At 69.1% G+C, this 24,638-nt stretch carries 24 protein-coding genes; 11 read left to right on the top strand and 13 right to left on the bottom strand.

Annotated elements, in window-relative coordinates:
* Positions 1 to 11: 11 nt before the first annotated feature.
* The gene (locus tag ACNQS7_RS15485) at positions 12 to 788 is read left to right on the top strand and encodes an S-methyl-5'-thioadenosine phosphorylase (protein WP_418013208.1); all 777 of its coding nucleotides are present in this window, start codon (positions 12 to 14) and stop codon (positions 786 to 788) included.
* The gene (locus tag ACNQS7_RS15480; RefSeq protein ID WP_418013207.1) at positions 785 to 1,816 is read left to right on the top strand and encodes an NAD-dependent epimerase/dehydratase family protein; all 1,032 of its coding nucleotides are present in this window, start codon (positions 785 to 787) and stop codon (positions 1,814 to 1,816) included. Before ACNQS7_RS15485 ends, ACNQS7_RS15480 begins: the two co-directional genes overlap by 4 nt.
* A gap of 5 nt (positions 1,817 to 1,821) precedes the next feature.
* Here the strand turns inward: ACNQS7_RS15480 and ACNQS7_RS15475 are convergent, their stop codons facing one another.
* Entirely contained in the window at positions 1,822 to 3,339 is a 1,518-nt protein-coding gene (locus ACNQS7_RS15475) for a hypothetical protein (RefSeq protein ID WP_418016007.1), read from the bottom strand.
* A gap of 467 nt (positions 3,340 to 3,806) precedes the next feature.
* On the opposite strand from ACNQS7_RS15475, the gene ACNQS7_RS15470 reads away from it, so the two are divergent.
* From ACNQS7_RS15470 to ACNQS7_RS15460, 3 genes are read left to right on the top strand one after another with little or no spacing between them, the layout of a single operon-like run.
* Positions 3,807 to 6,029 (top strand): hypothetical protein, encoded by a 2,223-nt coding sequence (locus ACNQS7_RS15470; protein WP_418013206.1) that lies wholly within the window; start codon positions 3,807 to 3,809, stop codon positions 6,027 to 6,029.
* A 26-nt stretch (positions 6,030 to 6,055) separates the two neighbouring features.
* Positions 6,056 to 6,706, top strand: a complete 651-nt coding sequence (locus tag ACNQS7_RS15465) for a glycosyltransferase family 2 protein (RefSeq protein ID WP_418013205.1) — start codon at positions 6,056 to 6,058, stop codon at positions 6,704 to 6,706.
* Positions 6,703 to 7,371, top strand: a complete 669-nt coding sequence (locus ACNQS7_RS15460; RefSeq protein WP_418013204.1) for a TIGR04282 family arsenosugar biosynthesis glycosyltransferase — start codon at positions 6,703 to 6,705, stop codon at positions 7,369 to 7,371. Before ACNQS7_RS15465 ends, ACNQS7_RS15460 begins: the two co-directional genes overlap by 4 nt.
* Here the strand turns inward: ACNQS7_RS15460 and ACNQS7_RS15455 are convergent.
* From ACNQS7_RS15455 to fadD8, 12 genes are all read right to left on the bottom strand, one after another.
* On the bottom strand, positions 7,358 to 8,710 hold the full coding sequence (locus ACNQS7_RS15455; RefSeq protein WP_418013203.1) for a hypothetical protein: 1,353 nt from the start codon (positions 8,708 to 8,710) through the stop codon (positions 7,358 to 7,360). The two genes, ACNQS7_RS15460 and ACNQS7_RS15455, sit on opposite strands and share 14 nt — an antisense overlap.
* A gap of 26 nt (positions 8,711 to 8,736) precedes the next feature.
* Positions 8,737 to 9,807, bottom strand: coding sequence for an o-succinylbenzoate--CoA ligase (gene menE / locus ACNQS7_RS15450; RefSeq protein ID WP_418013201.1), 1,071 nt, complete (start codon positions 9,805 to 9,807; stop codon positions 8,737 to 8,739).
* A gap of 68 nt (positions 9,808 to 9,875) precedes the next feature.
* Positions 9,876 to 10,184, bottom strand: coding sequence for a DUF3349 domain-containing protein (locus tag ACNQS7_RS15445; protein ID WP_055578758.1), 309 nt, complete (start codon positions 10,182 to 10,184; stop codon positions 9,876 to 9,878).
* A gap of 59 nt (positions 10,185 to 10,243) precedes the next feature.
* The gene (locus tag ACNQS7_RS15440) at positions 10,244 to 10,531 is read right to left on the bottom strand and encodes a hypothetical protein (protein WP_055578759.1); all 288 of its coding nucleotides are present in this window, start codon (positions 10,529 to 10,531) and stop codon (positions 10,244 to 10,246) included.
* Complete coding sequence (locus tag ACNQS7_RS15435; protein ID WP_418013199.1) at positions 10,528 to 11,790, bottom strand: anion permease; 1,263 nt, start codon at positions 11,788 to 11,790, stop codon at positions 10,528 to 10,530. The genes ACNQS7_RS15440 and ACNQS7_RS15435 overlap by 4 nt, the downstream gene beginning before the upstream one ends.
* Before the next feature lie 118 nt (positions 11,791 to 11,908).
* A complete protein-coding gene (locus ACNQS7_RS15430; protein ID WP_418013198.1) occupies positions 11,909 to 12,295 on the bottom strand; it encodes a VOC family protein in 387 nt (128 codons plus the stop codon).
* A gap of 10 nt (positions 12,296 to 12,305) precedes the next feature.
* The gene (locus tag ACNQS7_RS15425) at positions 12,306 to 12,926 is read right to left on the bottom strand and encodes a maleylpyruvate isomerase family mycothiol-dependent enzyme (RefSeq protein ID WP_418013197.1); all 621 of its coding nucleotides are present in this window, start codon (positions 12,924 to 12,926) and stop codon (positions 12,306 to 12,308) included.
* Positions 12,927 to 12,941: 15 nt separating this feature from the next.
* Complete coding sequence (locus tag ACNQS7_RS15420; RefSeq protein WP_418013196.1) at positions 12,942 to 13,823, bottom strand: SDR family oxidoreductase; 882 nt, start codon at positions 13,821 to 13,823, stop codon at positions 12,942 to 12,944.
* A gap of 196 nt (positions 13,824 to 14,019) precedes the next feature.
* Positions 14,020 to 14,922, bottom strand: a complete 903-nt coding sequence (locus tag ACNQS7_RS15415) for a 1,4-dihydroxy-2-naphthoyl-CoA synthase (protein ID WP_418013195.1) — start codon at positions 14,920 to 14,922, stop codon at positions 14,020 to 14,022.
* Positions 14,919 to 15,599 carry a hypothetical protein gene (locus ACNQS7_RS15410; RefSeq protein ID WP_418013194.1) on the bottom strand — a complete coding sequence of 227 codons (681 nt, stop codon included), beginning with the start codon at positions 15,597 to 15,599 and terminating at the stop codon, positions 14,919 to 14,921. The genes ACNQS7_RS15415 and ACNQS7_RS15410 overlap by 4 nt, the downstream gene beginning before the upstream one ends.
* Positions 15,596 to 16,042, bottom strand: a complete 447-nt coding sequence (locus ACNQS7_RS15405) for a nitroreductase family deazaflavin-dependent oxidoreductase (RefSeq protein ID WP_418013193.1) — start codon at positions 16,040 to 16,042, stop codon at positions 15,596 to 15,598. The genes ACNQS7_RS15410 and ACNQS7_RS15405 overlap by 4 nt, the downstream gene beginning before the upstream one ends.
* An 89-nt stretch (positions 16,043 to 16,131) precedes the next feature.
* Positions 16,132 to 17,733, bottom strand: coding sequence for a fatty-acid--CoA ligase FadD8 (gene fadD8 / locus ACNQS7_RS15400; RefSeq protein WP_310781624.1), 1,602 nt, complete (start codon positions 17,731 to 17,733; stop codon positions 16,132 to 16,134).
* Between the two features lie 65 nt (positions 17,734 to 17,798).
* Between fadD8 and ACNQS7_RS15395 the strand changes: the two genes are divergently transcribed.
* The 6 genes from ACNQS7_RS15395 to ACNQS7_RS15370 all read left to right on the top strand — a co-directional run bounded on the left by ACNQS7_RS15395 (position 17,799) and on the right by ACNQS7_RS15370 (position 24,636).
* The gene (locus tag ACNQS7_RS15395) at positions 17,799 to 19,403 is read left to right on the top strand and encodes an amidohydrolase (protein WP_418013191.1); all 1,605 of its coding nucleotides are present in this window, start codon (positions 17,799 to 17,801) and stop codon (positions 19,401 to 19,403) included.
* A 50-nt stretch (positions 19,404 to 19,453) separates the two neighbouring features.
* A complete protein-coding gene (locus ACNQS7_RS15390) occupies positions 19,454 to 20,371 on the top strand; it encodes an o-succinylbenzoate synthase (protein ID WP_418016006.1) in 918 nt (305 codons plus the stop codon).
* Positions 20,368 to 21,156, top strand: a complete 789-nt coding sequence (locus ACNQS7_RS15385) for an alpha/beta hydrolase (RefSeq protein WP_310781630.1) — start codon at positions 20,368 to 20,370, stop codon at positions 21,154 to 21,156. The genes ACNQS7_RS15390 and ACNQS7_RS15385 overlap by 4 nt, the downstream gene beginning before the upstream one ends.
* A gap of 110 nt (positions 21,157 to 21,266) precedes the next feature.
* Positions 21,267 to 22,916 (top strand): 2-succinyl-5-enolpyruvyl-6-hydroxy-3-cyclohexene-1-carboxylic-acid synthase, encoded by a 1,650-nt coding sequence (gene menD, locus ACNQS7_RS15380; protein ID WP_418013189.1) that lies wholly within the window; start codon positions 21,267 to 21,269, stop codon positions 22,914 to 22,916.
* Between the two features lie 26 nt (positions 22,917 to 22,942).
* Positions 22,943 to 23,422, top strand: coding sequence for a DUF3592 domain-containing protein (locus ACNQS7_RS15375; protein ID WP_418016005.1), 480 nt, complete (start codon positions 22,943 to 22,945; stop codon positions 23,420 to 23,422).
* Between the two features lie 71 nt (positions 23,423 to 23,493).
* On the top strand, positions 23,494 to 24,636 hold the full coding sequence (locus ACNQS7_RS15370; RefSeq protein ID WP_418013188.1) for a glycosyltransferase family 4 protein: 1,143 nt from the start codon (positions 23,494 to 23,496) through the stop codon (positions 24,634 to 24,636).
* Positions 24,637 to 24,638: the final 2 nt, after the last annotated feature.

The raw sequence follows: 24,638 nt of genomic DNA, 5'->3' as shown, positions 1-24,638 counted from the left end.
AGATTGCGCGGGTGCTCGGAGTGATTGGCGGTACCGGCTTCTATACGTTCTTCGACTCAGACACCCGAACCGTCCGTCCGGACACCCCCTGGGGTGAACCCAGTGCACCGATCACGATCGGTGCCGTCGGCGGGCATGAGGTCGCCTTTCTGCCGCGCCACGGCGCCAAGCACGAGTACTCGGCGCACACCGTCCCGTACCGGGCGAACATGTGGGCGCTGCGCGCGCTGGGCGTGCGGCGGGTGTTTGCGCCCTGCGCGGTCGGCAGCCTGAACCCCGCGATCGAGCGCGGCGCGGTGGTGGTGCCCGACCAGCTCGTGGACCGCACCAGCGGCCGCGCGGACACCTACTTCGACACCGGCGGGGTGCACACCAGCTTCGCCGACCCGTACTGCCCGACCCTGCGCACCGCGGCCACCGCTCTGCCCGACGTGGTCGACGGCGGCACCATGGTGGTGATTCAGGGTCCCCGCTTCTCCACCCGGGCGGAGAGTCAGTGGTTCGCCGCCGCCGGGTTCAGCCTGGTCAACATGACCGGATATCCGGAGGCTATCCTCGCCCGTGAACTCGAATTATGTTATGCAGCAATAGCTTTGATCACCGATGTGGATGCCGGGGTGGCGGTTGGGGAAGGCGTGAAGGGCGTCGATGTGTTCGCTGAGTTCGGGCAGAACATCGAGATGTTCAAACAACTGGTGCGCGCCGCGATCGGTCGCGTCGCGGCCGAGCGCACCTGCACGCACTGCATGCAGCACGCCGGGGTCCCCTTGCCTTTCGAGCTGCCATGAGGGTCCTGCTGACCGGAGCGGCCGGATTCATCGGATCGCGGGTGGACGCTGCGCTGCGGGCCGCCGGTCATGAGGTGGTGGGCGCCGATGTGTTGCTGCCCGCCGCGCACGGTCCGGATGCCGTACTCCCCGAGGGTTGTCGTCGGGCCGACGTCCGCGATCCCGACGCCATCGCCCCGCTGTTGGCCGGGGTGGATCTGGTGTGTCACCAGGCCGCGATGGTGGGAGCCGGGGTGAATGCCGCCGATGCTCCCGAGTACGGCGGCCACAACGATTACGGCACCACGGTGTTGCTGGCGCAGATGTACGCCGCCGGCGTCTCGCGGCTGGTGCTGGCGTCGTCGATGGTGGTCTACGGGCAGGGCCGCTATGAGTGCGGTGAGCACGGACTGGTCGACCCGCAGCCACGGCGACGCAGCGACCTGGACGCCGGCAACTTCGAGCACCGCTGCCCGCGCTGCGGTGAACCGGTCGGCTGGCGGTTGGTGGACGAGGACGCCGCGCTGCGCCCCCGCAGCCTCTACGCGGCCAGCAAGACCGCGCAGGAGCACTACGCGCTGGCGTGGGCGGAGGCCACCGGCGGTTCGGTGGTCGCGCTGCGCTACCACAACGTGTACGGGCCGGGCATGCCGCGCGACACGCCCTATTCCGGGGTGGCGGCCATCTTCCGGTCGGCACTGGAAAAGGGTGAACCGCCGCGGGTCTTCGAAGACGGTGGGCAGATGCGTGACTTCGTGCACGTCGACGACATCGCCGCGGCCAACCTTGCCGCGATGGACACGGATCGGGGCGGGTTCACCGCGGCCAATGTCTGCTCCGGGCGCCCCATAGCGATCCGGGAGGTGGCCGACGCGCTGTGTCGCGCGCGGGGTGGTGACCTGTCGCCGGTCGTCACCGGGCAGTACCGCAGCGGGGACGTGCGACACATCGTCGCAGATCCCGCCCGAGCGGCCGAGATCCTCGGTTTCCGGGCGGCGGTGGAACCGATGGAGGGGTTGCGCGAGTTCGCGTTCGCTCCGTTGCGGTAGCCGGCTTACTGACGGTTGTTCGGCGGCCGGAAGATCTTCGGTCGCACCGGCCCGGTGGTTTCGCTGGACCGGAAGATCCGCGGCGCGGGCCCCGGCGCGGACAGCACCGTGGTGGGAGCATCGTGCTCGGTCGGGGCGGCCCCGAACCGCGTGGTCCTGGCCTCCGACGGAGGCGGGGGAGCGCCGGGACGGGTGGGGATCGGCACCGGGGGGCGGGTCCTGGCGACCGGACGCTGGGCCGGCCGGCGCCGGCGCCGCGGCTTGCGGATCTGTGCCGCGACGATGACGGCGGCGAGGATGAACAGGGCCAGACCACACAGCGTCACGTCGAAGGTGCTGGTGATCTGCTGCGCGAGATTGTTGCCGTAGACGGGGCTGACGGACCCGCCCTGCTCGAAGCGTGGGGCCAGCACGACGCCCAGGATCACCCGGGAAACCGTCAGCGTGACCACCAGGCCGCTCAACGCCGTGATCAACCGCGACCGCAGTACCCCGGATGCCAGCCTGACGCGCAGCCACAGCGCCAGCGCCGCGGTCATCACGTCGAAGGTTGCCAGCGTCAGTGAGTTGTACGGGAAGGTGGGGTAGTTGAGCAGCACCGCGACCAGCAGATCCGTGATCCGCATCAGCGCCGAACCGAAGCACCAGACGACGATCAACGTCAGGCCCTTGCGGATCGCGTTGCGCCACACCTCCCGGTCCCGGTACACCTCAGGCCGGCTGAACAGGGTCAGCGGCACGAACAGGGCCGCTGCCGCGGTCCAGGCCAGATAACCCTCGTAGCCCACGCCTGCCGTCGAGGTGTTCTGTGCGATGCCGTGGAACGCGTCGATCTCGCGGCCGGCGGGCAGGGCCCACACCAGCATCCCGGCGAGCAGCGACGAGACGCCCAGGGCGAAGATGGCGAACCGGGACGCCGGGGTGTTGCGCAGGATCCAGCGGGAGGCCACCAGCACCGCCGTCAGCGCCACCACGCCGTACACCACCGCGCTGAGAATGACGGTGGTGTTGCGGGTGCCGAACGCCTCCGAGCCGCCCGCGTTCTGCAGTGCGTAGCGCACCCGCCAGCACAGGTTGAATCCAGCGCTCAGCGACGCACCGAACATCGAGATGTAGCCGAGGAGCCGGGCGCCGCGCAGCCACCTCTCGTAGTGCTGTTCTTCGAGGTGGGGGCGGATCAACGCCGGTTGCGCGGCCAGCAGTGCGCCCGCGGCGCCCAGCCACCCGCCCGGCCCGACGCCACCCGGTACCTCCGTGGTGCCGCCCTGCAGGATCGACTCGGCCACGTCGTAGAGGACGAAACCCGCGATGAGCACCAGGTAGGGAATGTTGAGGATGAGCCGCAGCCGCGCGCTCGAACCTCCGTCGGATCGTCCGCGCGCTACCAGGATCGAGACCAGCGACAGCAGGGTTGCCAGGACGAGCAGCCCCCACCACACCAGGCTGCTGTGCGGGATCCCCAGACCGAAGTAGAGATTCCAGGGGAACACCAACGCCAGCAGAAGCAGGACGACGGCGGCGATGTCGCGGAGTGAGTTGCGCCGCTGCGCGGTGGAGCCGGGAGGCTGTGGACCCGGGGCGGGCCGCCCGGCGCCCGCCGGGCCGGGAGATGCCTGTCGCGCGCCCACGATCGGGCCCGTCGGCGTGTCGTCGGTGTTCAGGCTCACGATGCCCCCCAGGGATCGAGGTCGGGTGCTGGCGGGGCAGGTTCGGTAGTGTCGCAAGGGAACCCCCTGCCCGGCCCGCTGCGTTGTTCCCTTGCGAACATATTCTCCATTCGGATGTGGGGCAGTGGCTGTGAACAGGTTATGAACGTGAACGGGATCGCTGGTGAGCATCCCTAGGGGGTGGGAATCCGATTACGCTGCGCTCATGGGGCTTGCCTCCAAGCTTTCTCCAAGCCTGAATAACGAATATTGCCGACGGTACAAAGTGTAGTGATGCCGGGACTTAGCTGGTTCTGGGGTAGCCAGCCGAAGGGGAGCCGTAAATGGATGTCGTGTTGGGGGTGGCCGTCACCGGCCAGGTCGCACGCCTGGCTCTGGTTGAGGCGGCCGCTCGCGGTAACCAGGTGCTCGACCAGTCCACGGTCGAGCTGTCGCGTGACCCTGTCACGGACCTGACCGAAACCGTGGTCGGCACCAACCGGCTGCTGGCCGACGAAGGCCACCGGCTGGTGGCCACCCGCCTGGTCTGGTCGGACCAGTACCTGGCCGACCAACTGCGGCAGGCGTTGGACTACGCCCGCGTGCCCAACGTGCAGGTGGTTTCGGAGTCTAAGGCGGCCGGGGCGCTGCTGGGCCCCGGCCGGGGCGCCGCGGCAGTCCTGCTGATCGGCGACCAGACAGCGAGCCTGGCCGTGTCGGAAGATCCGGATGCGCCGCCGACAATCCTGGCATCGACACCGGTGGAGAACGATCCGGGTGCGACGTTCGACACGTTGATGGCCCAGATTCCCGGGCAGGCCGGCAGCCCGGACGACGTGCTGGTCGTGGGCAGCTCGCCCGAGCAGACCGCGATGTTCGCCGACCACTTGCAGTCCGCTTCGACCATGGGTGTGCAGATCCCGCCGGACGCCACCTTCGCGCTGGCGCAGGGGGCGGCGGCCGACGCGACGATGGCTGCCCCGGTGATCCCTGCCGACGGGCCGGCGGGCGTTGCCGGGTCGTCTCTCGATGCCCCGATGGGGCACCAGGGATTCGCGGGCGGTGGTCCCGGGGGCGCTCCCACATCGTCGCCGGATGCGTCGGGTCTGTCGGCCGGTGGTCCCGGTGGCGCTCCCACGTCGTCGCCGGATGCGTCGGGTCTGTCGGCCGGTGGTCCCGGTGGTGCTCCCACGTCGTCCCCGGACGCCTCGGGATGGGCCGCGACGATGGCGCAACCGTCGCTGTCTGGCGGCGGTCCCACTGCGTCCCCGGATGCACCGGGGTTGTCGGCCGGCGGGCCCGGTGGTGGCCCCACTTCGTCTCCGGATGCTTCGGGACTGGGTGCGACGATGGCGCACCCGGGCCTGGCTAATCAGGCGCATGGCCACCAGGGGTTTGCGGGAGACGCCACAATGGCCGCCCCGACCGCCTCCCCGGACGCCACGATGGCGGCGCAGGTCCCGGGCGATGCGACCGCGTACGTGTCCTCGCCCGACGCGGGGCAACCCGGCGGCGGGGATGAACAGCTGGCCTATTCGCAGGCCAGCGAGTACGACATCCTCCCGGTCGACACCGACGGCTTCGGCGATTACGGCGATGAGTACGACGAGTTCGACGACGGGTTCGACGAGGACGACCCCGAAGCGGCCGGCGGGAAACCGCACAATCTCAGGCGACTGCTGATCAGCAACGCGGTGATGGGGTTTGCGGTACTCGGGTTCGCCTCGCTGGCCGTCGCGGTGGCCGTCACCGTCCGCCCGACCGCGTCCACACTGCCCGTCGAAGGACACCAGAACGCGCAGCCGGGCAAGTTCATGCCGCTGCTGCCGACCGAGCAGCAAGCACCGGTGCCCCCGCCGCCGCCCGAGTTGCCCACTGCGGGTTTCCAGGGCGGCAGCATCCCCGCGGTGCAGAACATCCCGCGCCAGGCGCCCGCCGCTCCGGCACCCGTCCCTGAGCCCGTCGCTCCGGTCCCCGTTCCGGAGCCCCTGCCGGTACCGATCTTCATTCCGCCGTACCCGGGCTGGCAGCCCGGCATGCCGACCTGGCCGATCGTGACGCCGCCGACGACTGCGCCGACGACGGAGTACACCACTCCGCCGACCACGCCACCCACGACGCCGCCGACGACCCCACCCACGACGCCGCCGACGACGCCACCCACGACGCCGCCGACGACGCCACCCACGACGCCGCCGACGACGCCGCCGACCACGCCACCCACGACCGTTGTGACGACGCCACCGACGACCGCGGCCGTGACTACTCCACCCACGACGTACGCGCCGCAGCCGACCACCGCTGCTCCCGCGCCTACTACCTATGCGCCGCAGCCCACCACCGTGGCGCCCCAGCCGACCCAGGCGCCGCAACCCACGCAGGCCCCGCAGCCGACGTATGCGCCGCAGCCCACGCAAGCGCCGCAGCCCAGGACTCAGGCTCCGCAAACCCAGGCGCCGCAGACCGTGGCCCCGAAGCCGCCGACTCAGCAGGCGCCCAAGCCGCCGTCCGGCGGCAGCGGCGGCAGTGGTGGCAGTGGCGGCAGTGGCGGCAGCGGTCCCCGGTGAGTTGATTCCGCGGCGTCAGGGTTCCCATGTCTGAGGTGACCGTCGTTCTGCCCTGCCTGAACGAGGAAGAGTCTCTGCCTGCGGTGCTGGCCGCCATCCCGGCCGGTTACCAGGCGCTCGTGGTGGACAACAACAGCACCGACGGCACAGCCGCGGTGGCCGCCCGCCATGGTGCCCGGGTGGTCGCCGAGTCGAGGGCCGGATACGGCGCAGCGGTGCACGCGGGTGTGGTCGCGGCCACCACGCCGATCGTCGCGGTGATCGACGCCGACGGCTCGATGGACCCCGGCGACCTGCCCAGACTGGTCGCCGAACTGGATCGCGGCGCCGACATGGTGACCGGGCGGCGCCGCCCGGTGGCCGGCCTGCACTGGCCGTGGGTTGCCCGGGTGGGCACCGTGGTGATGAGTTGGCGGCTGCGGACCCGCCACCGGCTTCCGGTGCACGACATCGCGCCCATGCGGGTGGCACGGCGCCAGGCGCTGCTCGACCTGGGCGTCGAGGACCGGCGATCGGGCTACCCGCTGGAACTCCTGGTTCGCGCGGCGGCCGCCGGCTGGCGGGTCGTCGAACTCGATGTCAGCTACGGCCCCCGGACGGGCGGCAAGTCCAAGGTCAGTGGGTCGCTGCGGGGCAGCGTCACCGCGATTCTGGACTTCTGGAAGGTGATCTCGTGACTCTGCCGGTCACCGTGCTGGTGGTCGCCAAAGCGCCCGAGCCGGGGCTGGCCAAGACCCGGCTGGCGGCGACGGTCGGAAACCGCGTCGCCGCCGAGATAGCCGCCGCCGCGCTGCTCGACACGCTCGACGCGGTGGCCGCGGCCCCGGTGGCCGCGCGAGTGGTCGCCCTGACCGGCAATCTGGACAATGCCGCCGGGACAGCTGAGCTCCGGGAACGGCTCGGCGCGTTCACCGTCGTCGAACAGCGCGGCGACGACTTCGCCGACCGCCTGGTCAACGCCCACGCCGACGCGGCGAGCTCGGGCTACCCGGTACTGCAGATCGGGATGGACACGCCGCAAGTCAGCGCCGAGTTGCTGACCGACTGCGCGCGCCGGTTGCTGGAAGCTCCGGCCGTGCTCGGAATGGCGCAGGACGGTGGCTGGTGGGTGCTCGGGGTGCGCAGTCCGGACGCCGCCCACTGTCTTCGCGGCGTCCCGATGTCGCAGTCCGACACCGGCAATCTCACGCGTAAAGCGCTGCAGGACAACGGTATTGAGGTAGCGCTGGTGCGGGAGCTGGCCGATATCGACGTCATCGGCGACGTAGCAGGGGTGCGTCAGGTGTGCGGACGCACCAGTCGCTTCGCCCGCGCCACCGAAGGCGTCGCTACCAGTTCGTGAAGATCACGCTGTTCAATAGCAGCGCCCCGGCCGCGTTGACCGCCAGCCAGACCCGGTGCGAGCGCACCGGAAGCAGCGCCGGCGCCGCGGTCAGCCAGACGGTGAACAGCAGCCAGATCCGCTCGGTCTCGGCCTTGCTCAGCATGCTCAGGTCGGCGCAGACGATGGCGGCCAGGACGGCCAGCAACAGCAGGTGCAGGCCGCTGCGGCGACGGATCGCGGCCAGGTCGAAGACCCGGCTGACGCCCGCCACCGAGCCGAGGCCGACCGAGCACACCACGCACGCCAGGTTGGCCCAACTCCAGTACTGGAACGGCCGGTCCTTGGCGATGCCCTGCCAATAGCGTTGCTGCACCAGGTTATAGCCGTCGAACCAGTAGAAACCCGCAACCGCGAACGTCGCCGCCACCGCCACCGCTGCCAGCACCGCCGGCCCGAGCGCTCGCAACGCCGCCCGCCAGTCGGCGGCTGAAACGAGCACCGCCAGCGCCGGCAACCCGATCAGCACCAGGCCGTAACTGAGGAAGACTCCCCAGCCGAGCACCAGCCCCGCGGCGGCACCGGCGAGGGCCGGGACCCGGACACCCCCGTGCACCGCCAGCGCCAGCAACGCGATACCCCAGGCCGCCACACCGGCGAAGTACCCGTCGGCCGATACCGCGACCCAGATCGCCGTGGGGGCCACCGCGACGAACGGGGCCGCGCGGCGGGCCATCGGCTCGCCGGCCAGGGCGCGCACGGCGACCAGTACGGCGGCGGCCGCGCTGGAGCCGACCAGCAGGCACCACAGCCCGGCCCAGGCGCCGCCGTGCAGGCCGATGCGGTCCAGCCACACGAACGTCAGCAGCGCGCCAGGGGGATGGCCGGAGACATGTGTGGTCCACGAATGCGGCTGGAAGTCGACGATCCGGCTCGCGAAGGTGCGCAGCGTCGCGGGGATGTCGGTGATGCCAGGCACTTCCCACAGGTATTCGTCCCGGGTGGTCAGGCGACCTGCGAAGCCGCGCTGCCAGCCGTCGATCATCGCCAGCGACAACGCCCACGCGGCCGAAGTCGCCCAGCTGCCGAACAGCAGCGTTCGCCAGGAAAGTCGTTGCGCCACAACGGGACCCCACAACACCACGGCAGCCGCGATGACAATCGCCGCCGCGGTTCCCCAACTGAAGTGGATATCCCAGTAGCCGAATATCGGAGCGGCGCCGGCGCGCATCGCGAACCGCTCCAACCCGATATCCGAGCGCGGCTTGACGCCGACGTTCATCCGCGGCAGCACGAACGCCGCAGCAACCAGTACGGCCGCGGACGCCACCGCGAGGGTTTCCCGGCGCGCGATCTTCACACCAGCAGCCTATTGAAAGAGGCGGCCTACCGACCGAAGTGTTGCGCCAACGCCCGGCGGTCGACCTTCCCGATGCCCCGGCGCGGCAGCTCCGAGACCACGTGCAACTGCCGCGGCGCGGCAGTGACGTCCAGGGTGCGCGCGACGTGGGAACGCAGTTCCTGCACGGTCGGCGCCGCAAATCCGGCCTGCAGCACGATCGCGGCGACCACCCGCTGGCCCAGCCGGACGTCGTCAACTCCGAAAACCGCGCAGTCCGCCACGGCGGGATGGGTGAAGAGGGCCGCCTCGACCGGACCCGGCAACACGGTCAATCCGCCGGTGCTGATCGCGTCGTCGACCCGGCCCAGCACCGTCAGGACACCCGAATCATCCACGGAACCAAGGTCATCGGTGAGAAACCACCCGTCTTCGAACGGATTCGGATCGACCGGGTTGCGGTAGCCGCTGGCCAGCGTGGCGCCACCGAGTGCGATCCGGCCGTCATCGCGCACCCGCAGTTTCACCCCGTCCAGCGGGATGCCGTCGTAGACGCAACCGCCGGCGGTTTCGCTCATTCCGTAGGTGCGTACCACCGAGACACCTGCAGCGGCCGCGGCATCGAGCACCGGTCGTGGCGCGGGTCCGCCGCCGAGCAGGATGGCGTCCAGCTCGGCCAGCGCGGCCGTGGCGGCAGGATCGGCCAGCGCCTTGGCCAGCTGGGCGGCGACCAGTGAGGTGTACCGCCGCCCGGAGCCCAAACGCGCTACGGCGCCAGGCAATTCAGTTATGTCGAAGCCGGTTGAGACATCGAGTTCGACCGGTTCCGATCCCGCCAGCAGGCTGCGGATCAGCACCTGCAGACCGGCGATGTGATACGGCGGGATGGCCAGCAGCCAGCGTCCGGGTCCGCCGAGGTGCCGGTAGGTCGCCGATGCGCTCGCCCGCAGGGCCGCGGCGGTCAGCAGCGCACCCTTGGGCGCGCCGGTGGTTCCCGACGTCGTCACCACCAGGGCGACGTCCTCGTCGATCTCTTCCCCGACGCGCAGGCCGCGAACCGTGGAATCCAGGGCATGCTCGGGGCCGACGACCAGCGCGGGGTCGGTGCCGTCGAGCACCCGCTGCAACGCGGGCAGCAGCTGCCGGGTCGCCGAACCCGGTGCTACACCCAGTGCCCGCAGGACGGCTATGCGTGGTCTCCGTTGTCGCGCACGTCATCCAGGGGCCAACCCTGGGCGGCCAATCGCTTACGGACGCGCTCGACGTCATCGGGCGACGGCAGTTCGTCGGTGAGCTGGGTGATCGCGACGCCGATGTCGATCTTGTCGATGTTGAGTTCGCCGCGCTGCATCAATTCGTTGGCCACCGTGACGATCTCGTCGTTGGTCAGGCGGCGGGCCAGCAACGCCAGCACGGCGAAGGAATCCGTCGGCGGAATGCCGTCCGGGTACCCCGCGCGCAGCCACGAGACGATCGAACTGAGAAAACGGTTCATTGTGCGATCAACTTACCCCCCTGACCATCGCCGAAACGCGGTTGACGAGCAACTTCGCGTTACGGTTTGGCGCCCAGGAACGGGTAGTGAGTGTGGTGGGCGATGAAGTCCCTGGCGATGTAGAGCACGCCCAGGACGACCACCACGAGAACCACCGCGTAGATCAGCCAGGCGATGGCGGTCAGCATCGGGCGGTGCCGTCCTTCCGTGCCGCCCGCGTTGAGGGTGCCCCCGCCGGCGGCCTGAAGCCGCACGCCCAGGGCGAACAATCCGGGTAGGGCCGCGCCGGCCAGCAGGCTGAAAAGCAGGATCTTCAACGTGGCTTCGTAGTTGAACCAGGCGTTCATGAGGCGTTCCGAGCGGGGATCTGGCCGTCGGAGCCGTACTGACGGGCAGGCGGTGTCGGCGGACTCGGCGGCATCGGACTGGGCGGCGGTGGAGCCGGCGGCAATTCGTGCTCGTCGACGCCGTCCAACCCGGCCGTCAGGTGGCCCTCCCAGTCGGCGTTGACGTTCTTGTGGTCGACCTTCACCCGGCGCGACCGCAGGTAGATGGTGGCCGCGACCGCCACCAGCATCGCGAAGCCGACGATCGCACCCGGGTACCCTCCGATGAGGTGCACGATCCAGTAGGTGACCGCCCCGACCAAGCCTGACAGCGGCAGCGTCACCAACCACGCGGTCGCCATCCGGCCTGCCACTCCCCAGCGGACCTCGGCGCCCGGCTTGCCCACGCCGCTGCCCAGCACCGAGCCGGTGCAGACCTGTGTGGTGGACAGCGCATAGCCGAAGTGTGCCGACAGCAGAATGACTGCGGCCGAAGATGATTCGGCGGCCATGCCCTGCGGCGACTTGATCTCCACCAGTCCCTTGCCCAGGGTGCGGATGATCCGCCAGCCGCCCAGGTAGGTACCGCCGGCCATCGCCAGCGCGCAGCACACGATGACCCACAGCGGCGGCATGGAGGCCGTCTTGCTGACCGACCCGTAGGACATCAGGGCCAGGAAGATCACGCCCATCGTCTTCTGCGCGTCGTTGGTGCCGTGGGCCAGCGAGACCAGCGACGCCGACCCGATCTGCCCGCGCCGGAAACCCGCCTCGGTGCGCTCGTCCGAGGTGCCGCGGGTGATCCGGTAGACCAGCCAGGTGGCTGCCGCGCCGACGACGATCGCCAGCAGCGCTGCGATCACGGCAGGGATGAGGACCTTGGAGATCACGCCCTTCCAGATCACCCCGTGTCCGCCGACGGCAGCGATGGTGGCACCGACGATGCCACCGATCAGTGCGTGCGAGGAGCTCGAGGGGATGCCGAGCAACCAGGTGAGCAAATTCCAGACGATGCCGCCCACCAGGCCGGCGAACACCAACTCCAGCGTCACCAGGTTGGCGTCGATCAACCCCTTGGCGATTGTTGCCGCCACCGCCGTGGACAGGAATGCGCCGATCAGGTTGAGCACCGCCGAGAGCGCGACCGCAACCTTCGGCGCCAGCGCGCCACTGGCGATGGAGGTCGCCATGGCGTTACCGGTGTCGTGGAAGCCGTTGGTGAAGTCGAAGGCGAGTGCGGTGATCACGACGATGATCAAGAGGAACAGCTGAATGTTCACAGGCCCTGATTCTTGTGGTCGGAGTAACCCTTGTCGAACGGATGACTAGGGGAAATGCAGGAATATCGCGAGTCGTCGCCAGATGTTACCTAGCAGTTCATCTTCGGTTCGTCCCCGCTCACTGCCGGGTATCGGTGCGCAGCGGATGACCTCGCGGAACCTGGATGAATATCAGGTTGACGCCGTCGGGGTCGGTCACGTGCATCTCGTGCAGACCCCACGGTTCCTGGCGGGCCTCACGGGCGATCGGCACGCCCCGGCCGCGCAGCTCGTCCTGGGTTGCGTACAGGTCGCGCACCTGCAGCCACAGCGCGCCGGGAAAGGGTCCCCGGGAATGGTCCGGCTCGTCGTAGCCGGTCAGTTCCAGCAACGACTGGCCGGCGAAAAACACTGTGCCAGCGCCGTACTCGCGGGCGATTGCCAGACCGATCTCGTCACGGTAGAAGGCCAGCGAGCGTTGATAGTCTGCCGGTCGGAGCAGCATCCGGCTGGCCAGGATCTCCATGTGTTCGTGTCTAGCACCGGTTGCGCAGGGTCGCCACGCCGGGGCCGCTGAGATCGTCGCAGGCCGCGGCCCGGCCGGTCATTGCCAGCAGCAGCGACAGCAAGGGGCCTTCGACAGCTTCGCCCTGCCCGTGTTGCCAGTCGTCGTCGATGGCGCGCAGCGACAGACCGGCGATTCGCTTCTTGGCGCCGCTGAGCATGTTGGAACTTTTGTAGAAGTCGATCACCTGGCGGACCGCTTCGGTCGGGTAGGTATGCGCGATGCCCAGCGGGCGCCGGATGTCGGCGCCATGGATGACGATCTCGCCCAGCCAGGAGACCTTGGGACCGGGCGGGGCGGAGGTCGAGTGCACCCGGCCGCGGAAGTCGGCGAGCGTAGCCGCCGGATCGGGTCCGCGGTGCTCATCGAGCTGCCCTTTGGAGAACTTGGCGAAGCTGAAACCCGCCTTGGCCATGCCGGCGAAGAACTTCGCCGGGGTCATCGACGCGGTGGCAGACAGGTGGGCGACGACGTCACGGACCGTCCACCTGGCGCACAGGGAGGGCGCGTCCCATTGCGCGGGGGTCAGCGCGGCCAGGTCGCCGGCCAGGGCGCCGCGCTCGGCGGCGATGGTGGTCCAGATGTCGGTCATGGCACCCTCCTCGGCTCAGCCTGGGTGGTTGTTGCGGGCCTGCATCAGCGTATTGACCCAGCGGGGGCCGACGGTGTTCAGCGCCTTGGCCGCGATGGCCATCCGGGGCGCAATCTGTACCGGGCGGGTGCGGGCCGCGGTGATCATCCATTCGCCCGCCTCTTCGGAGGTCAGCGCAGGCATTCCGTCGTAGGCCTTGGTCGGGGCGATCATCGGAGTGGCCACCAGCGGGTAGTAGAGGGCGGTGGAGTGCACGCCCCTGGGGCCCCACTCCGTTTCAGCGATCCGGGTGACCGAGGTCAACGCGGCCTTGGATGCGTTGTAGACCGAGAACAGCGGAGCGGCCTCGTTGAGCACACCCCAGGTGGAGACGTTGATGATGTGGCCGTCGCCGCGCTCGATCATGCCGGGCGCCAGCCCGCGCATCAGGCGCAGCGGCGCGTAGTAGTTGAGCACCATGGTGCGTTCGACGTCATGCCAGCGTTCCAGCGATTCGGCCAGCGGCCGGCGGATGGACCGGCCGGCATTGTTGATCAGGATGTCGATGCCGCCGATGCGCTGTTCGACGTCGGCGACCAGGGCGTCGATGGCGTCCATATCGGAGCAGTCGCAGGGGATGGACATCGCCGTCCCACCCGCGGTGGTGATCCGGTGGGCCAGTTCGTCTAGCAAGTCCCGACGCCTGGCGACAACGACGACGGTGGCGCCGCGCTCGGCGAACTGTTCCGCCGCTGCCTCACCGATGCCCGACGAGGCACCGGTGAGCAGGACGCGCTTACCCCGCAGGTCGATGGGTTTGATCGCCGGCCGGTTGAGCAGCACCTGAGGCGTCACTGGCGGGCGCATGCTGGCCAGCACGATCTGATCGGTCAACCGGCGCAGCGGACTCTTGCTCACGGCGCGAGTCTAGGGTGGGTGTCTTTCAGCGCAGCGGATGGCTACCGCGCCTGACAACCGGTGCGCGAGAAAGTGTCAGCCGACGCCGAGCGCACGCCCGACGGTGGTGTTGCCCGATTGCTGCATCTCCGACTCGAACAGGCCGTGGCGTAGAGAGCTTCGTATCTTGGATTCAAAAATGCAGCCCCGTCGAAGCTCAGAAGTACCGCGGGAACGGGCTCCAGTCCGGCGGCCGCTTCTCCAGGAACGCGTCGCGTCCCTCGACGGCCTCGTCGGTCATGTACGCCAACCGGGTGGCCTCCCCGGCGAACAATTGCTGACCCACCAGGCCGTCGTCGAGCAGGTTGAATGCGAACTTCAGCATCCGTTGTGCCTGAGGCGATTTCGCGTTGATCTCAGCGGCCCACTGCACGGCCACCGCTTCCAGATCCGCGTGGTCGACGACCTCGTTGACCGCACCCATGTGGTGCATCTGCTCCGCGGTGTACGTGCGGCCCAGGAAGAAGATCTCGCGCGCGAACTTCTGGCCCACCTGGCGGGCCAGATACGCACTGCCGTAACCACCGTCGAAGCTGCCGACGTCGGCGTCGGTCTGCTTGAAGCGCGCGTGTTCGCGACTGGCCAGGGTGAGGTCGCAGACGACGTGCAGGCTGTGCCCGCCTCCGGCCGCCCATCCGTTGACCAGGCAGATCACCACCTTCGGCATGAACCGGATCAGTCGCTGCACCTCGAGGATGTGCAGCCGGCCGGCGCGTGCGGCGTCCACGGTGTCTGCCGTCTCGCCGCTGGCGTACTGGTAGCCGCTGCGCCCGCGGATGCGCTGGTCCCCACCGGAGCAGAACGCCCAGCCACCGTCCTTGGGTGAGGGCCCGTTGCCGGTCAACAGCACCACTCCCACGTCCGGCGACATCCGCGCGTGATCGAGCACCCGGTACAGCTCGTCGACGGTGTGCGGGCGGAACGCGTTACGTACCTCAGGGCGGTTGAACGCCACCCGCACCGTCGCGTCGCTCAGATGTCGGTGGTACGTGATGTCGGTCAGATCGTCGAAGCCGTCGACGGGTCGCCAATGAGTCTTGTCAAAGGGGTTGTCACTCAAGGCTCTTGGACTCCATCCTGGTCGATTGTGCGCTCGCCGCAACTGATCGTCTGGGCAGTCGTCACCGCGGGGTCCTGCGCGGACGTGGCCGTCAGGGTATCGGACGCGCCGGTAGCGGCCCGCAGCCCGTTCAGGTCGATCTCGGTGCGCCGCACGGTCCACTGGCCGCCGCTGCCCAGCGCCTGCAGTGCGACCAGGTGACGTTCGCCCCCGGCCTCGCTGCAGCCGACGCCGGTGCCGTTGCCCGCCAGGTTCTCCAGATCGAAGACGAACGGCCTGCCGTAGTGGCTGTCCAAAACGGTTTGCAACCGGCAGTCGGCGAACGCGAACAGAGGCGCGCTGCGGCCCACACTGGCGATCACCTGGTGACCGTCCTGTGCATCAATTGCCAAGGCGCGCAACGGTATCGGACTTGCCGATACGACCGGAACGTGGCTGTCGGCCCCGCTGGCGGTGGCGATGCCGACGGCGCGGGTCATGGCACCGTCCGGGCTCTGCCATTTGCCGACCCACAGGGTGTCGGGCAGGCCGTCCCCGTCGACGTCGCTGATCTGCCGGGTGGCTGCGCCGGGCGGCACCAGGGCACCGCCGGGCGGGCATCCTGCAGCAGCGGTCGCTCGCGGCACCGCCACCAGACAAGCCGCAACCGCGACGGCGATAAGCAACCGCAGCATCATGTGTCGAAACGAAAAACCGCACAGCGCCCGGCGAGTGCTTCGAATTCTTCGGGGCGCCCGTCCTGGACGAGGCCGGAACGCTTCATGAAGCCGACACCGGTCGGCACTTCGGTGGGGAATGCCCGCAGGACCGGCCTGGCCTCCGTGGCCGAGAGTTCCACCATCCGGACACGATCGCTGTGGCGGCCACGGGTCAGCGTGACTTCGCCTGCGGCCCTGACGTTCTTCACCCAGTCGGCACCCGGAAAGCCGGCCACCACATACTGTTTGCCGTCCAAAGTCATCGGAGTGACCGGCGTCGAACGGGGCTTGCCGGACTTGCGGCCGGGCACCGTCAGCACGACCGGGCTTTCCCCGCCGAAGCTCATCCCCAGCTTCGACATCTGGATGAAGACCTTGTTGAGTGGCTTGAGCCACCAGGGTGGTGTAACGCGGTCGGCCATGTCCGCCAGCGTAGCCACCCTCGCCGAGCGTGAAGACAGCTTCACGCTGGGCCGCGAACGTGAAGGCATCTTCACGCTCGACAAGAGAATCATCCCACCGCGCGGCCGGCGCCCTCCCAGAACTGCGCGCGCACGGCCTTCTTGTCGGGCTTGCCCAGCCCGGTCAATGGCAGCGCGTCGACCACGACCACCCGCTTGGGCGACTGCACCGAGCCCTTGCGCTCCTTGACCGCGGCCTGGATCTCTACCGTCATCGTCTCGATCGACGCTTCGTCGCGTGCCGCGTCGGCGCGCAGCACCACCACCGCGGTGACGGCCTCACCCCACTTCTCGTCGGGAGTGCCGACCACACACGTCTGCGCGACGGCCGGGTGCTCGGCGATGACGTCCTCCACCTCGCGCGGGAAGACGTTGAAGCCACCGGTCACGATCATGTCCTTGACCCGGTCGACGATGAAGTAGAAGCCGTCCTCATCCTCGCGGGCCATGTCCCCGGTGTGCAGCCAGCCGTCCTTGAAGGCCTCGGCCGTCGCCTCCGGCTTGTTCCAGTAACCGGCCGCCAAAAGTGGCCCACTGACACAGATTTCGCCAGGCTCACCCTGCGGTACCGGGTTGCCGTCCTCGCCCAGCAGCGCCACCCGGGCGAACAGCGTGGGACGTCCGCACGACGTCAGCCGCTTCTCGTCGTGGTCGGCCTTGGCCAGGTAGGTGATCACCATCGGCGCCTCGGACTGACCGTAGTACTGGGCGAAGATCGGGCCGAAGCGGCGGATCGCCTCGGCCAGCCGCACCGGGTTGATCGCCGAGGCGCCGTAGTAGACCGTCTCCAGCGAGGACAGGTCCCGGGTGTGCGAGTCCGGGTGGTCCATCAGTGCGTACAGCATCGACGGCACCAGCATGGTGGCCGTAATGCGTTGTTCCTCAATGACTCTCAGTACCTCGGCCGGATCGAACTTGGCCAGCACCACCATCTCGCCGCCCTTGACCACGGTGGGGGTGAAGAACGCCGCGCCGGCATGGGACAGCGGCGTGCACATCAGGAACCGCGGGTGCTCGGGCCACTCCCATTCCGCCAGCTGGATCTGGGTCATCGCGGCGATGTTGCCCGTCGTGCCGATGACGCCCTTGGGCTTGCCGGTGGTGCCACCGGTGTAGGCCATACCCCCGATGTTGTCCGGCGGCAGATCGGCGACCACCAGCGGCTTGGGCTCGAACTTGGCCGCCTCCGCCGACAGGTCGACCGCCACCCCCCGCAACGCTTCTGGCACCGGGCCGATGGTCAGGATCTGCTTGAGCGAGTCCACCTTCTCCAGCAACCCCAGCGCACGCTCGACGAACATCGGGTTGGGGTCGATGATCAGCGCGCTGGCGCCGGAGTCGTTGAGCACGTAGGCGTGGTCATCGAGGGAGCCGAGCGGGTGCAGGGCGGTGCGCCGGTAACCCTGAGTCTGGCTGGCTCCGAGAATCATCAGAACCTCGGGGCGATTCAGGGACAGCAGGCCGACCATGACGCCGGAACCGGCGCCGAGCGCTTCGAACGCCTGGACGTACTGGCTGATCCGCTCCGCCAGCTGACCACCGGTCAGCGTGGTGTCGCCGAGGAAGAGCACCGGCCGGTTCTTGTGGCGCTTGAGTGCGCCCGCCAGCAGATGGCCGTTGTGGGTCGGGTTGCGCAACAAATCGACACTCATCACCTCAGACTAGAACGTGTTGCAATTCGGCTTCGCCGCGCCCTTGATCAGTAGAGTCTGCTCTCATGAGTGCCGCAGATGTCGTCATCACCGGAACCGTTCTCACTGTCGACGAACGCCGCCCCACGGCCGAGGCGCTTGCCATTGCCGACGGCCGGATCATCGCCGTCGGTGACCGCGCCGACGTCGCGCAGCACACCGGACCGGACACCCGGACCATCGATCTCGGCGACGGCTGCGTCATGCCCGGGTTCATCGAGGCGCACGGTCACCCCCTGATGGAGGCGATCGCGCTATCGGACCGGATCGTCGACATCCGCCCGGTCACCATCCGCGACCCGGACGATGTGGTCGAGACGATCCGGCGGGAGGCCGCTCGTCGGGGGGCCGAAGGCGCCTACCTCAACGGTTGGGACGCCCTGCTGCAACCGGGGCTGCCCGACCCGACGCTGAGCTGGCTGGATGGCATCGCACCGGACGGCCCGCTCGTCATCATCCACAACTCCGGGCACAAGGCGTACTTCAACTCCCGCGCCGCGCAGCTCAACGGCCTCACGCGGGACACGCCCGACCCCAAGGGCGCCAAGTACGGTCACGACGCGAACGGTGAACTCGACGGCACCGCCGAGGAGATCGGTGCCGTCTTTCCGTTGCTGGGCGGCGCCATCCAGGCGGGCAACTACCCGGACATGCTGCGTGCGGAGTGTGCGCGGCTGAACCGCGCCGGACTGACCACGTGTTCGGAGATGGCCTTCGACCCGAAGTTCAAACCGCTCGTCGAGCAGCTGCACAACGACCTGACCGTGCGGCTGCGCACCTACGAGGTTTCCAACGCGCAGATGGCCACCGACGCCACCCCTGGCGAGGGCGACGACATGATGCGCCAGGTCGGCATCAAGATCTGGGTCGACGGCTCGCCGTGGATCGGCAACATCGCCTTGTCGTTTCCGTACCTGGACACCGCCGCCACCCGCTCGGCCGGCATCACCCCCGGTTCCTGCGGCTGCGCCAACTACACCCGCGAGCAGCTGACCGAGATCGTGGACGCATATCTGCCACTGGGCTGGCAGATGGCCTGCCACGTGCAGGGCGATGCGGGCGTGGACACCATCCTCGACGTCTATGAAGAGGCCTTGCGCAAGCACCCACGCGAAGACCATCGGCTGCGGCTCGAGCATGTCGGCGCGATCCGGCCCGAGCAGCTGCAGCGCGCCGCCGCGCTCGGGGTCACCTGCAGCATCTTCGTCGACCAGATCCACTACTGGGGGGACGTCATCGTCGACGGGCTGTTCGGGGAGGAACGCGGCTCGCGCTGGATGCCGGCCGGCTCCGCCGTGGCCACCGGAATGCGGATCTCGCTGCACAATGACCCTCCTGTGACGCCTGAGGAGCCGTTGCGCAACATTAGTGTGGCCGCGACCAGGGTGGCTCCCAGCGGCCGGGTGCTGGCGCCCGAGGAGCGGCTCACGGTCGAGCAGGCCATTCGCGCGCAGACCATCGACGCCGCCTGGCAGCTGTTCGCCGACGACGTGACCGGCTCGCTGGAGGTCGGCAAGTACGCCGACCTCGTCGTGCTGTCGGCGGACCCCCGCACGGTGCCCCCCGAGCAGATCGCCGACCTCGAGGTCCGTGCCACCTTCCTGGCCGGTAGGCAGGTCTACGGGCAGTGATTCCCGACCTGCAGGACGTGCTGGACCGCCTGCAGGTGGTGGCGCTGCCGATGCGGGTCCGGTTTCGCGGCATCACCACCCGCGAACTGGCATTGATCGAGGGCCCCGCCGGGTGGGGCGAATTCGGCGCGTTCGTCGAATACGGACCGCCCGAGGCCGCGCACTGGCTGGCCTCGGCGATCGAGGCCGCCTACCGGCAACCCCCGCCGGCGAGACGCGACCGCATCCCCATCAACGCCACGGTGCCCGCCGTCAGGGCCGCCGAGGTGCCCGACGTGTTGGCCCGATTCCCCGGTGCCCACACCGCCAAGGTGAAGGTCGCCGAGCCGGGACAGGGCCTGGCTGACGACGTCGACCGGGTCAACGCGGTCCGCGAGCTGGTGCAGACGATCCGGGTCGACGCCAACGGCGGCTGGAGCGTGCCGGAGGCCGCCCGGGCCGTGTCGGCGCTGACCGCCGACGGCCCGCTCGAATACGTCGAACAGCCCTGCGCCACCGTCGCCGAGCTCGCCGAGTTGCGCCGCGAAGTGGACGTGCCCATCGCCGCCGACGAAAGCATCCGCAAGGCCGACGACCCGCTGGCGGTGGTCCGTGCCGGCGCCGCCGATGTCGCGGTGCTCAAAGTCGCTCCGCTGGGCGGTATTTCGGCGATGCTCCGGGTCGCCGCGCAGATCGACATCCCGATCGTGGTGTCCAGCGCATTGGACTCGGCCGTAGGGATCGGCCACGGTCTGGCCGCCGCGGCGGCCCTGCCGGAACTGCGGCATGCCTGCGGACTGGGCACCGGTCGGCTGTTCGTCGACGACGTCACCGATCCGGTCGCGCCCGTCGACGGATTTCTTCCGGTCGGTCCGGTGACACCCGATCCCGCCCGGCTCCAAGCGTTGAGCGCGCCGGCGGATCGGCGACAGTGGTGGATCGACCGGGTCAAGGCCTGCTACCCGTTGCTTGTACCGTCGATCGGGTGATCAACCTGGCTTTCGACGACAAGGGGACCGGTGAGCCGGTTGTCTTCATCTCCGGTCGCGGCGGTGCCGGACGCACCTGGCATCTGCACCAGGTCCCGGCGTTCCTGGCCGCCGGATATCGCTGTGTGACCTTCGACAATCGTGGGATCGGGGCCACCGAGAACGCCGAAGGCTTCACCACTGCGACCGTGGTCGCCGACACCGCGGCCCTGATCGAATCCCTGGGCGTCGGTCCGGTGCGGATCGTTGCGGTGTCGATGGGCTCCTACATCGCCCAGGAACTCATGGTGGTCCGGTCCGAACTGGTCAGCTCGGCGGTGCTGATGGCCACCCGTGGCCGGCTGGACCGCACCCGCCAGTTCTTCCATCAGGCCGAGGCCGACCTCGATGCGGCAGGCGTCGGCCTGCCCGCCACCTACGACGCGAAAACCCGCCTGGTGGAGAACTTTTCCCGCAAGACGCTGAACGACGACGCGGCCATCGCCGACTGGATCGCGATGTTCAGCATGTGGCCGACCAAGCTCACTCCCGGCTATCGATGCCAGCTCGACATCGCCCCGCAGACCAACCGGTTGCCCGCCTACCGCAACATCGCCGCCCCAGTGCTCGTGATCGGTTTCTCCGACGACGTGATCACCCCGCCCTATCTGGGCCGCGAGGTGGCCGACGCGCTGCCCAACGGCCGCTACCTGCAGGTCCCCGACACCGGGCACCTCGGGTTCCTGGAACGGCCGGAGGCGGTCAATGCCGCGATGCTGAAGTTCTTCGGCGGGGCCAAGGCCTGACTCGCCGCCTGCCGAAGGCCGTCGAGACTGCGTCCAGCGCGCACCTCATCGGCGCGTCTCCGCCCTGGACGCAGAGTCGACACTGCGCAGGGCTGTGACACCCTGTAGAGGTGAACCCCTCGACGACCCAGGCGCGCGTCGTCGTCGACGAATTGATTCGCGGCGGCGTCCGCGACGTGGTGCTGTGTCCCGGCTCACGCAACGCGCCGCTGGCGTTCGCGCTGCAGGACGCCGACCGGGCGGGGCGGCTACGACTGCACGTCCGCATCGATGAACGGACCGCCGGTTATCTCGCCATCGGTCTGGCCATCGGGGCGAACGCACCGGTGTGCATCGCCATGACGTCGGGGACCGCGGTCGCCAACCTCGGGCCGGCCGTGGTCGAGGCCAACTACGCCCGGGTGCCGCTGATCGTGCTGTCCGCCAACAGGCCGTACGAACTGCTGGGTACCGGCGCCAACCAGACCATGGAGCAACTCGGCTATTTCGGCTCGCAGGTGCGGGCCACCATCAGTCTCGGCCTGGCCGAGGATGCGGCCGAGCGGTTGCCCGCCCTCAATGCCACCTGGCGTTCGGCAACCTGCCGAGTGTTGGTGGCCGCCATGGGTTCTCGCACCGCGAACGCCGGGCCGGTGCACTTCGACATCCCGTTGCGCGAACCTCTGGTGCCCGATGCCGAGCATTTGAACGCGCCCGTTCCGGCCGGCCGCCCCGGTGGGAGGCCGTGGACCTACACCCCGCCGGTCACGTTCGACCAACCGCTGGACATCGACCTCACGCCGGACACGGTCGTCATCGCCGGCCACGGCGCCGGCGCGCACCCCAACCTCGCGGCGTTGCCGACGGTCGCCGAGCCGACGGCGCCGCCGGCCGCCAACCCGCTGCATCCGCTGGCGCTGCCCCTGTTGCGGCCTCAGCAGGTGATCATGCTGGGCCGCCCCACGCTGCACCGGCCGGTGTCGGCACTGCTGGCCGACGCCGCAGTGCCGGTATTCGCGCTGACGACGGGACCCCGCTGGCCCGACGTCTCGGGAAACTCGCAGGCCACCGGCACCCGGGCGGTCACGTCCGGCACGCCCAACCCGGCTTGGCTGCGCCGCTGCGCCGAAGTCAATGAGCAGGCTGTCACCGCGGTGCGCACCCAGCTGGCCGAGCACCCGCTCACCACCGGCCTGCACGTCGCCGCCGCGGTCGCCGACGCGCTGCGACCCGGCGACCAGCTGGTATTGGGGGCGTCGAACCCGGTGCGCGACGCCGCGCTGGTCGGGCTGAACACCCAGGGCATCCAGGTGCGCTCCAACCGCGGAGTCGCTGGAATCGACGGCACCGTGTCCACCATCATCGGGGCCGCGCTCGCGTTCGAGCGCGTCGGCAATGCCGATGACCCACCCCGGACCGTTGCGCTCATCGGCGACCTCACCTTCGTCCACGACAGTTCGGGGCTGCTGATCGGACCCACCGAACCGACCCCGCGGCAGCTGACCATCGTGGTGTCCAACGACAACGGCGGCGGCATCTTCGAACTGCTCGAGCAGGGCGATCCGAGGTTCTCGGACGTGTCCGCACGGGTCTTCGGCACGCCGCACGACGTCGATGTGGGCGCGCTGTGCCGCGCTTACCACGTGGAGAGCCGCCAGATCGAGGTCGACGACTTGGCCGCCGCCTTGGACGAACCGGGCGTCGGCATGCGGGTATTGGAGGTCAAGGCGGACCGGTCGTCGCTGCGGCGACTCCACGCGGCCATCAAGGCAGCGTTGTGACAAGACTCGCCAGATCGCCGAAAGACTTGCTGCGCATCCTGATTCACGGAACCAGCGAGGAACTACCGGACACCCGGGCCAGGATGGTGGTGCGCTGGGCGCGGATAACCGTGCTGATCGTCATACTTCTGGTCACCCTGCAGTCGGTGCTGTTGGTGGCCGGGGCGTGGCGCAATGACCTGGCGATCAAACGCAACATGGGGGTCGCGCAGGCCGAGGTACTCAGTGCCGGGCCGCGACGTTCCACCATCGAGTTCGTGACCCCGGATCGCGTCACGTACCGGCCGGAACTCGGCGTGCTCTACCCGTCCGAATTGGCCACCGGCATGCGAATCTACGTCGAGTACAACAAAAAGGACCCCAACCTGGTGCGGGTCCAGCATCGCAACGCCGGTCTGGCGATCATCCCGGCGGGCTCGATCGCGGTGGTGGCATGGTTGATCGGTGCGGGGGCGTTGATCCTTTTGGCACTGCTGGACAAGCGACTGAACAAGGCCGATTCCTAGCGCGAACAGATTTCGCGTCGCGTACTCCCGGCGGCAACCTGATCGACAGCCGCTGCTGCCACTGTGGTGGCGTGCGCGTTGCAATCGTCGCCGAATCGTTCCTGCCGCAGGTCAACGGTGTGAGTAACTCGGTGGTGCGGGTTCTCGAGCATCTGCGCCGCAACGGTCACGAGGCCCTCGTCATCGCCCCGGACAACCCGCCCGGTGAGGCCCGTGCCGACCGCGTGCACGACGGTGTCCGCATCCACCGCACGCCGTCGCGGATGTTTCCCAAGGTGACCACGCTCCCGCTGGGCGTGCCCACCCCGCGAATCCTGCGGGTCCTGCGCGGATTCGACCCCGACGTGGTGCACCTGGCCTCGCCGGCGCTGCTCGGTTACGGCGGGTTGCTGGCCGCGCGCCGGCTCGGCGTCCCCACCGTGGCCGTCTACCAGACCGACGTACCGGGCTTCGCGGCCAGCTACGGCATCCCGATGACGACCCGGGCAGCCTGGGCATGGTTCCGGCGCCTGCACAGTCGCGCCGACCGCACTCTGGCACCGTCCACGCCGACCATGGAAGCCCTTGCCGCTCAGGGTTTCCCGCGTGTTCACCGCTGGGCGCGCGGCGTGGACCTGATCCGGTTCGCGCCGTCTGCGCGCGACGAGGCGCTGCGCCGGCGGTGGTCTCCCGACGGCCGGCCGGTCGTCGGGTTCGTCGGCCGACTCGCACCGGAGAAGCACGTCGAACGGCTCGCCGCGCTCGCGGGCGCCGGCACCGTTCGGTTGGTCGTCGTGGGCGATGGAGTCGACCTTCCGAAACTGCAAAAGGCAATGCCCACAGCGATATTCACGGGCGCGCTGTACGGTGACGAGCTCGCCGCGGCATACGCCAGCATGGACGTCTTCGTGCATCCCGGCGAACACGAGACCTTCTGTCAGGTCGTGCAGGAAGCGCTGGCGTCGGGGTTGCCGGTTATCGCCCCCGACGCCGGCGGCCCGCGCGACCTGGTGTTGCCGTGCCGCACCGGTCTGTTGCTGCCGGTGGCCGAGTTCGAGGCGCGGCTGCCCGGGGCCGTCGAACACCTGCTGGCTGAGCGCCAGCGCTACTCGCAGGCCGCTCGGCGCAGTGTGCTCGGCCGCAGCTGGTCGGTCATCTGTGACGAACTACTCGGTCACTACGAGGCCGTGATGGCCCGTCCCGAACGGGCCCGGGCCACCCGGCGATACGCCTAAAA

Origin of the sequence: Mycobacterium sp. 23 (assembly GCF_048287075.1) — a bacterium.
Lineage (GTDB): Bacteria > Actinomycetota > Actinomycetes > Mycobacteriales > Mycobacteriaceae > Mycobacterium > Mycobacterium gordonae_B.
The sequence above is the reverse complement of the archived record's forward strand: the minus strand, read 5'-3'. Positions and strand labels throughout refer to the sequence as shown.

Bases quoted from the DNA above. Each gene is read 5' to 3' on its own strand.
- ACNQS7_RS15465 (WP_418013205.1), top strand. From the start codon at position 6,056: ATGTCTGAGGTGACCGTCGTTCTGCCCTGCCTGAACGAGGAAGAGTCT.
- ACNQS7_RS15410 (WP_418013194.1), bottom strand. From the start codon at position 15,599: ATGATGCTGCGGTTGCTTATCGCCGTCGCGGTTGCGGCTTGTCTGGTG.
- ACNQS7_RS15430 (WP_418013198.1), bottom strand. From the start codon at position 12,295: ATGGAGATCCTGGCCAGCCGGATGCTGCTCCGACCGGCAGACTATCAA.
- ACNQS7_RS15395 (WP_418013191.1), top strand. From the start codon at position 17,799: ATGAGTGCCGCAGATGTCGTCATCACCGGAACCGTTCTCACTGTCGAC.
- ACNQS7_RS15405 (WP_418013193.1), bottom strand. From the start codon at position 16,042: ATGGCCGACCGCGTTACACCACCCTGGTGGCTCAAGCCACTCAACAAG.
- ACNQS7_RS15480 (WP_418013207.1), top strand. From the start codon at position 785: ATGAGGGTCCTGCTGACCGGAGCGGCCGGATTCATCGGATCGCGGGTG.
- fadD8 (WP_310781624.1), bottom strand. From the start codon at position 17,733: ATGAGTGTCGATTTGTTGCGCAACCCGACCCACAACGGCCATCTGCTG.
- ACNQS7_RS15425 (WP_418013197.1), bottom strand. From the start codon at position 12,926: ATGACCGACATCTGGACCACCATCGCCGCCGAGCGCGGCGCCCTGGCC.
- ACNQS7_RS15470 (WP_418013206.1), top strand. From the start codon at position 3,807: ATGGATGTCGTGTTGGGGGTGGCCGTCACCGGCCAGGTCGCACGCCTG.
- ACNQS7_RS15390 (WP_418016006.1), top strand. From the start codon at position 19,454: ATGCGGGTCCGGTTTCGCGGCATCACCACCCGCGAACTGGCATTGATC.
- ACNQS7_RS15445 (WP_055578758.1), bottom strand. From the start codon at position 10,184: ATGAACCGTTTTCTCAGTTCGATCGTCTCGTGGCTGCGCGCGGGGTAC.
- ACNQS7_RS15440 (WP_055578759.1), bottom strand. From the start codon at position 10,531: ATGAACGCCTGGTTCAACTACGAAGCCACGTTGAAGATCCTGCTTTTC.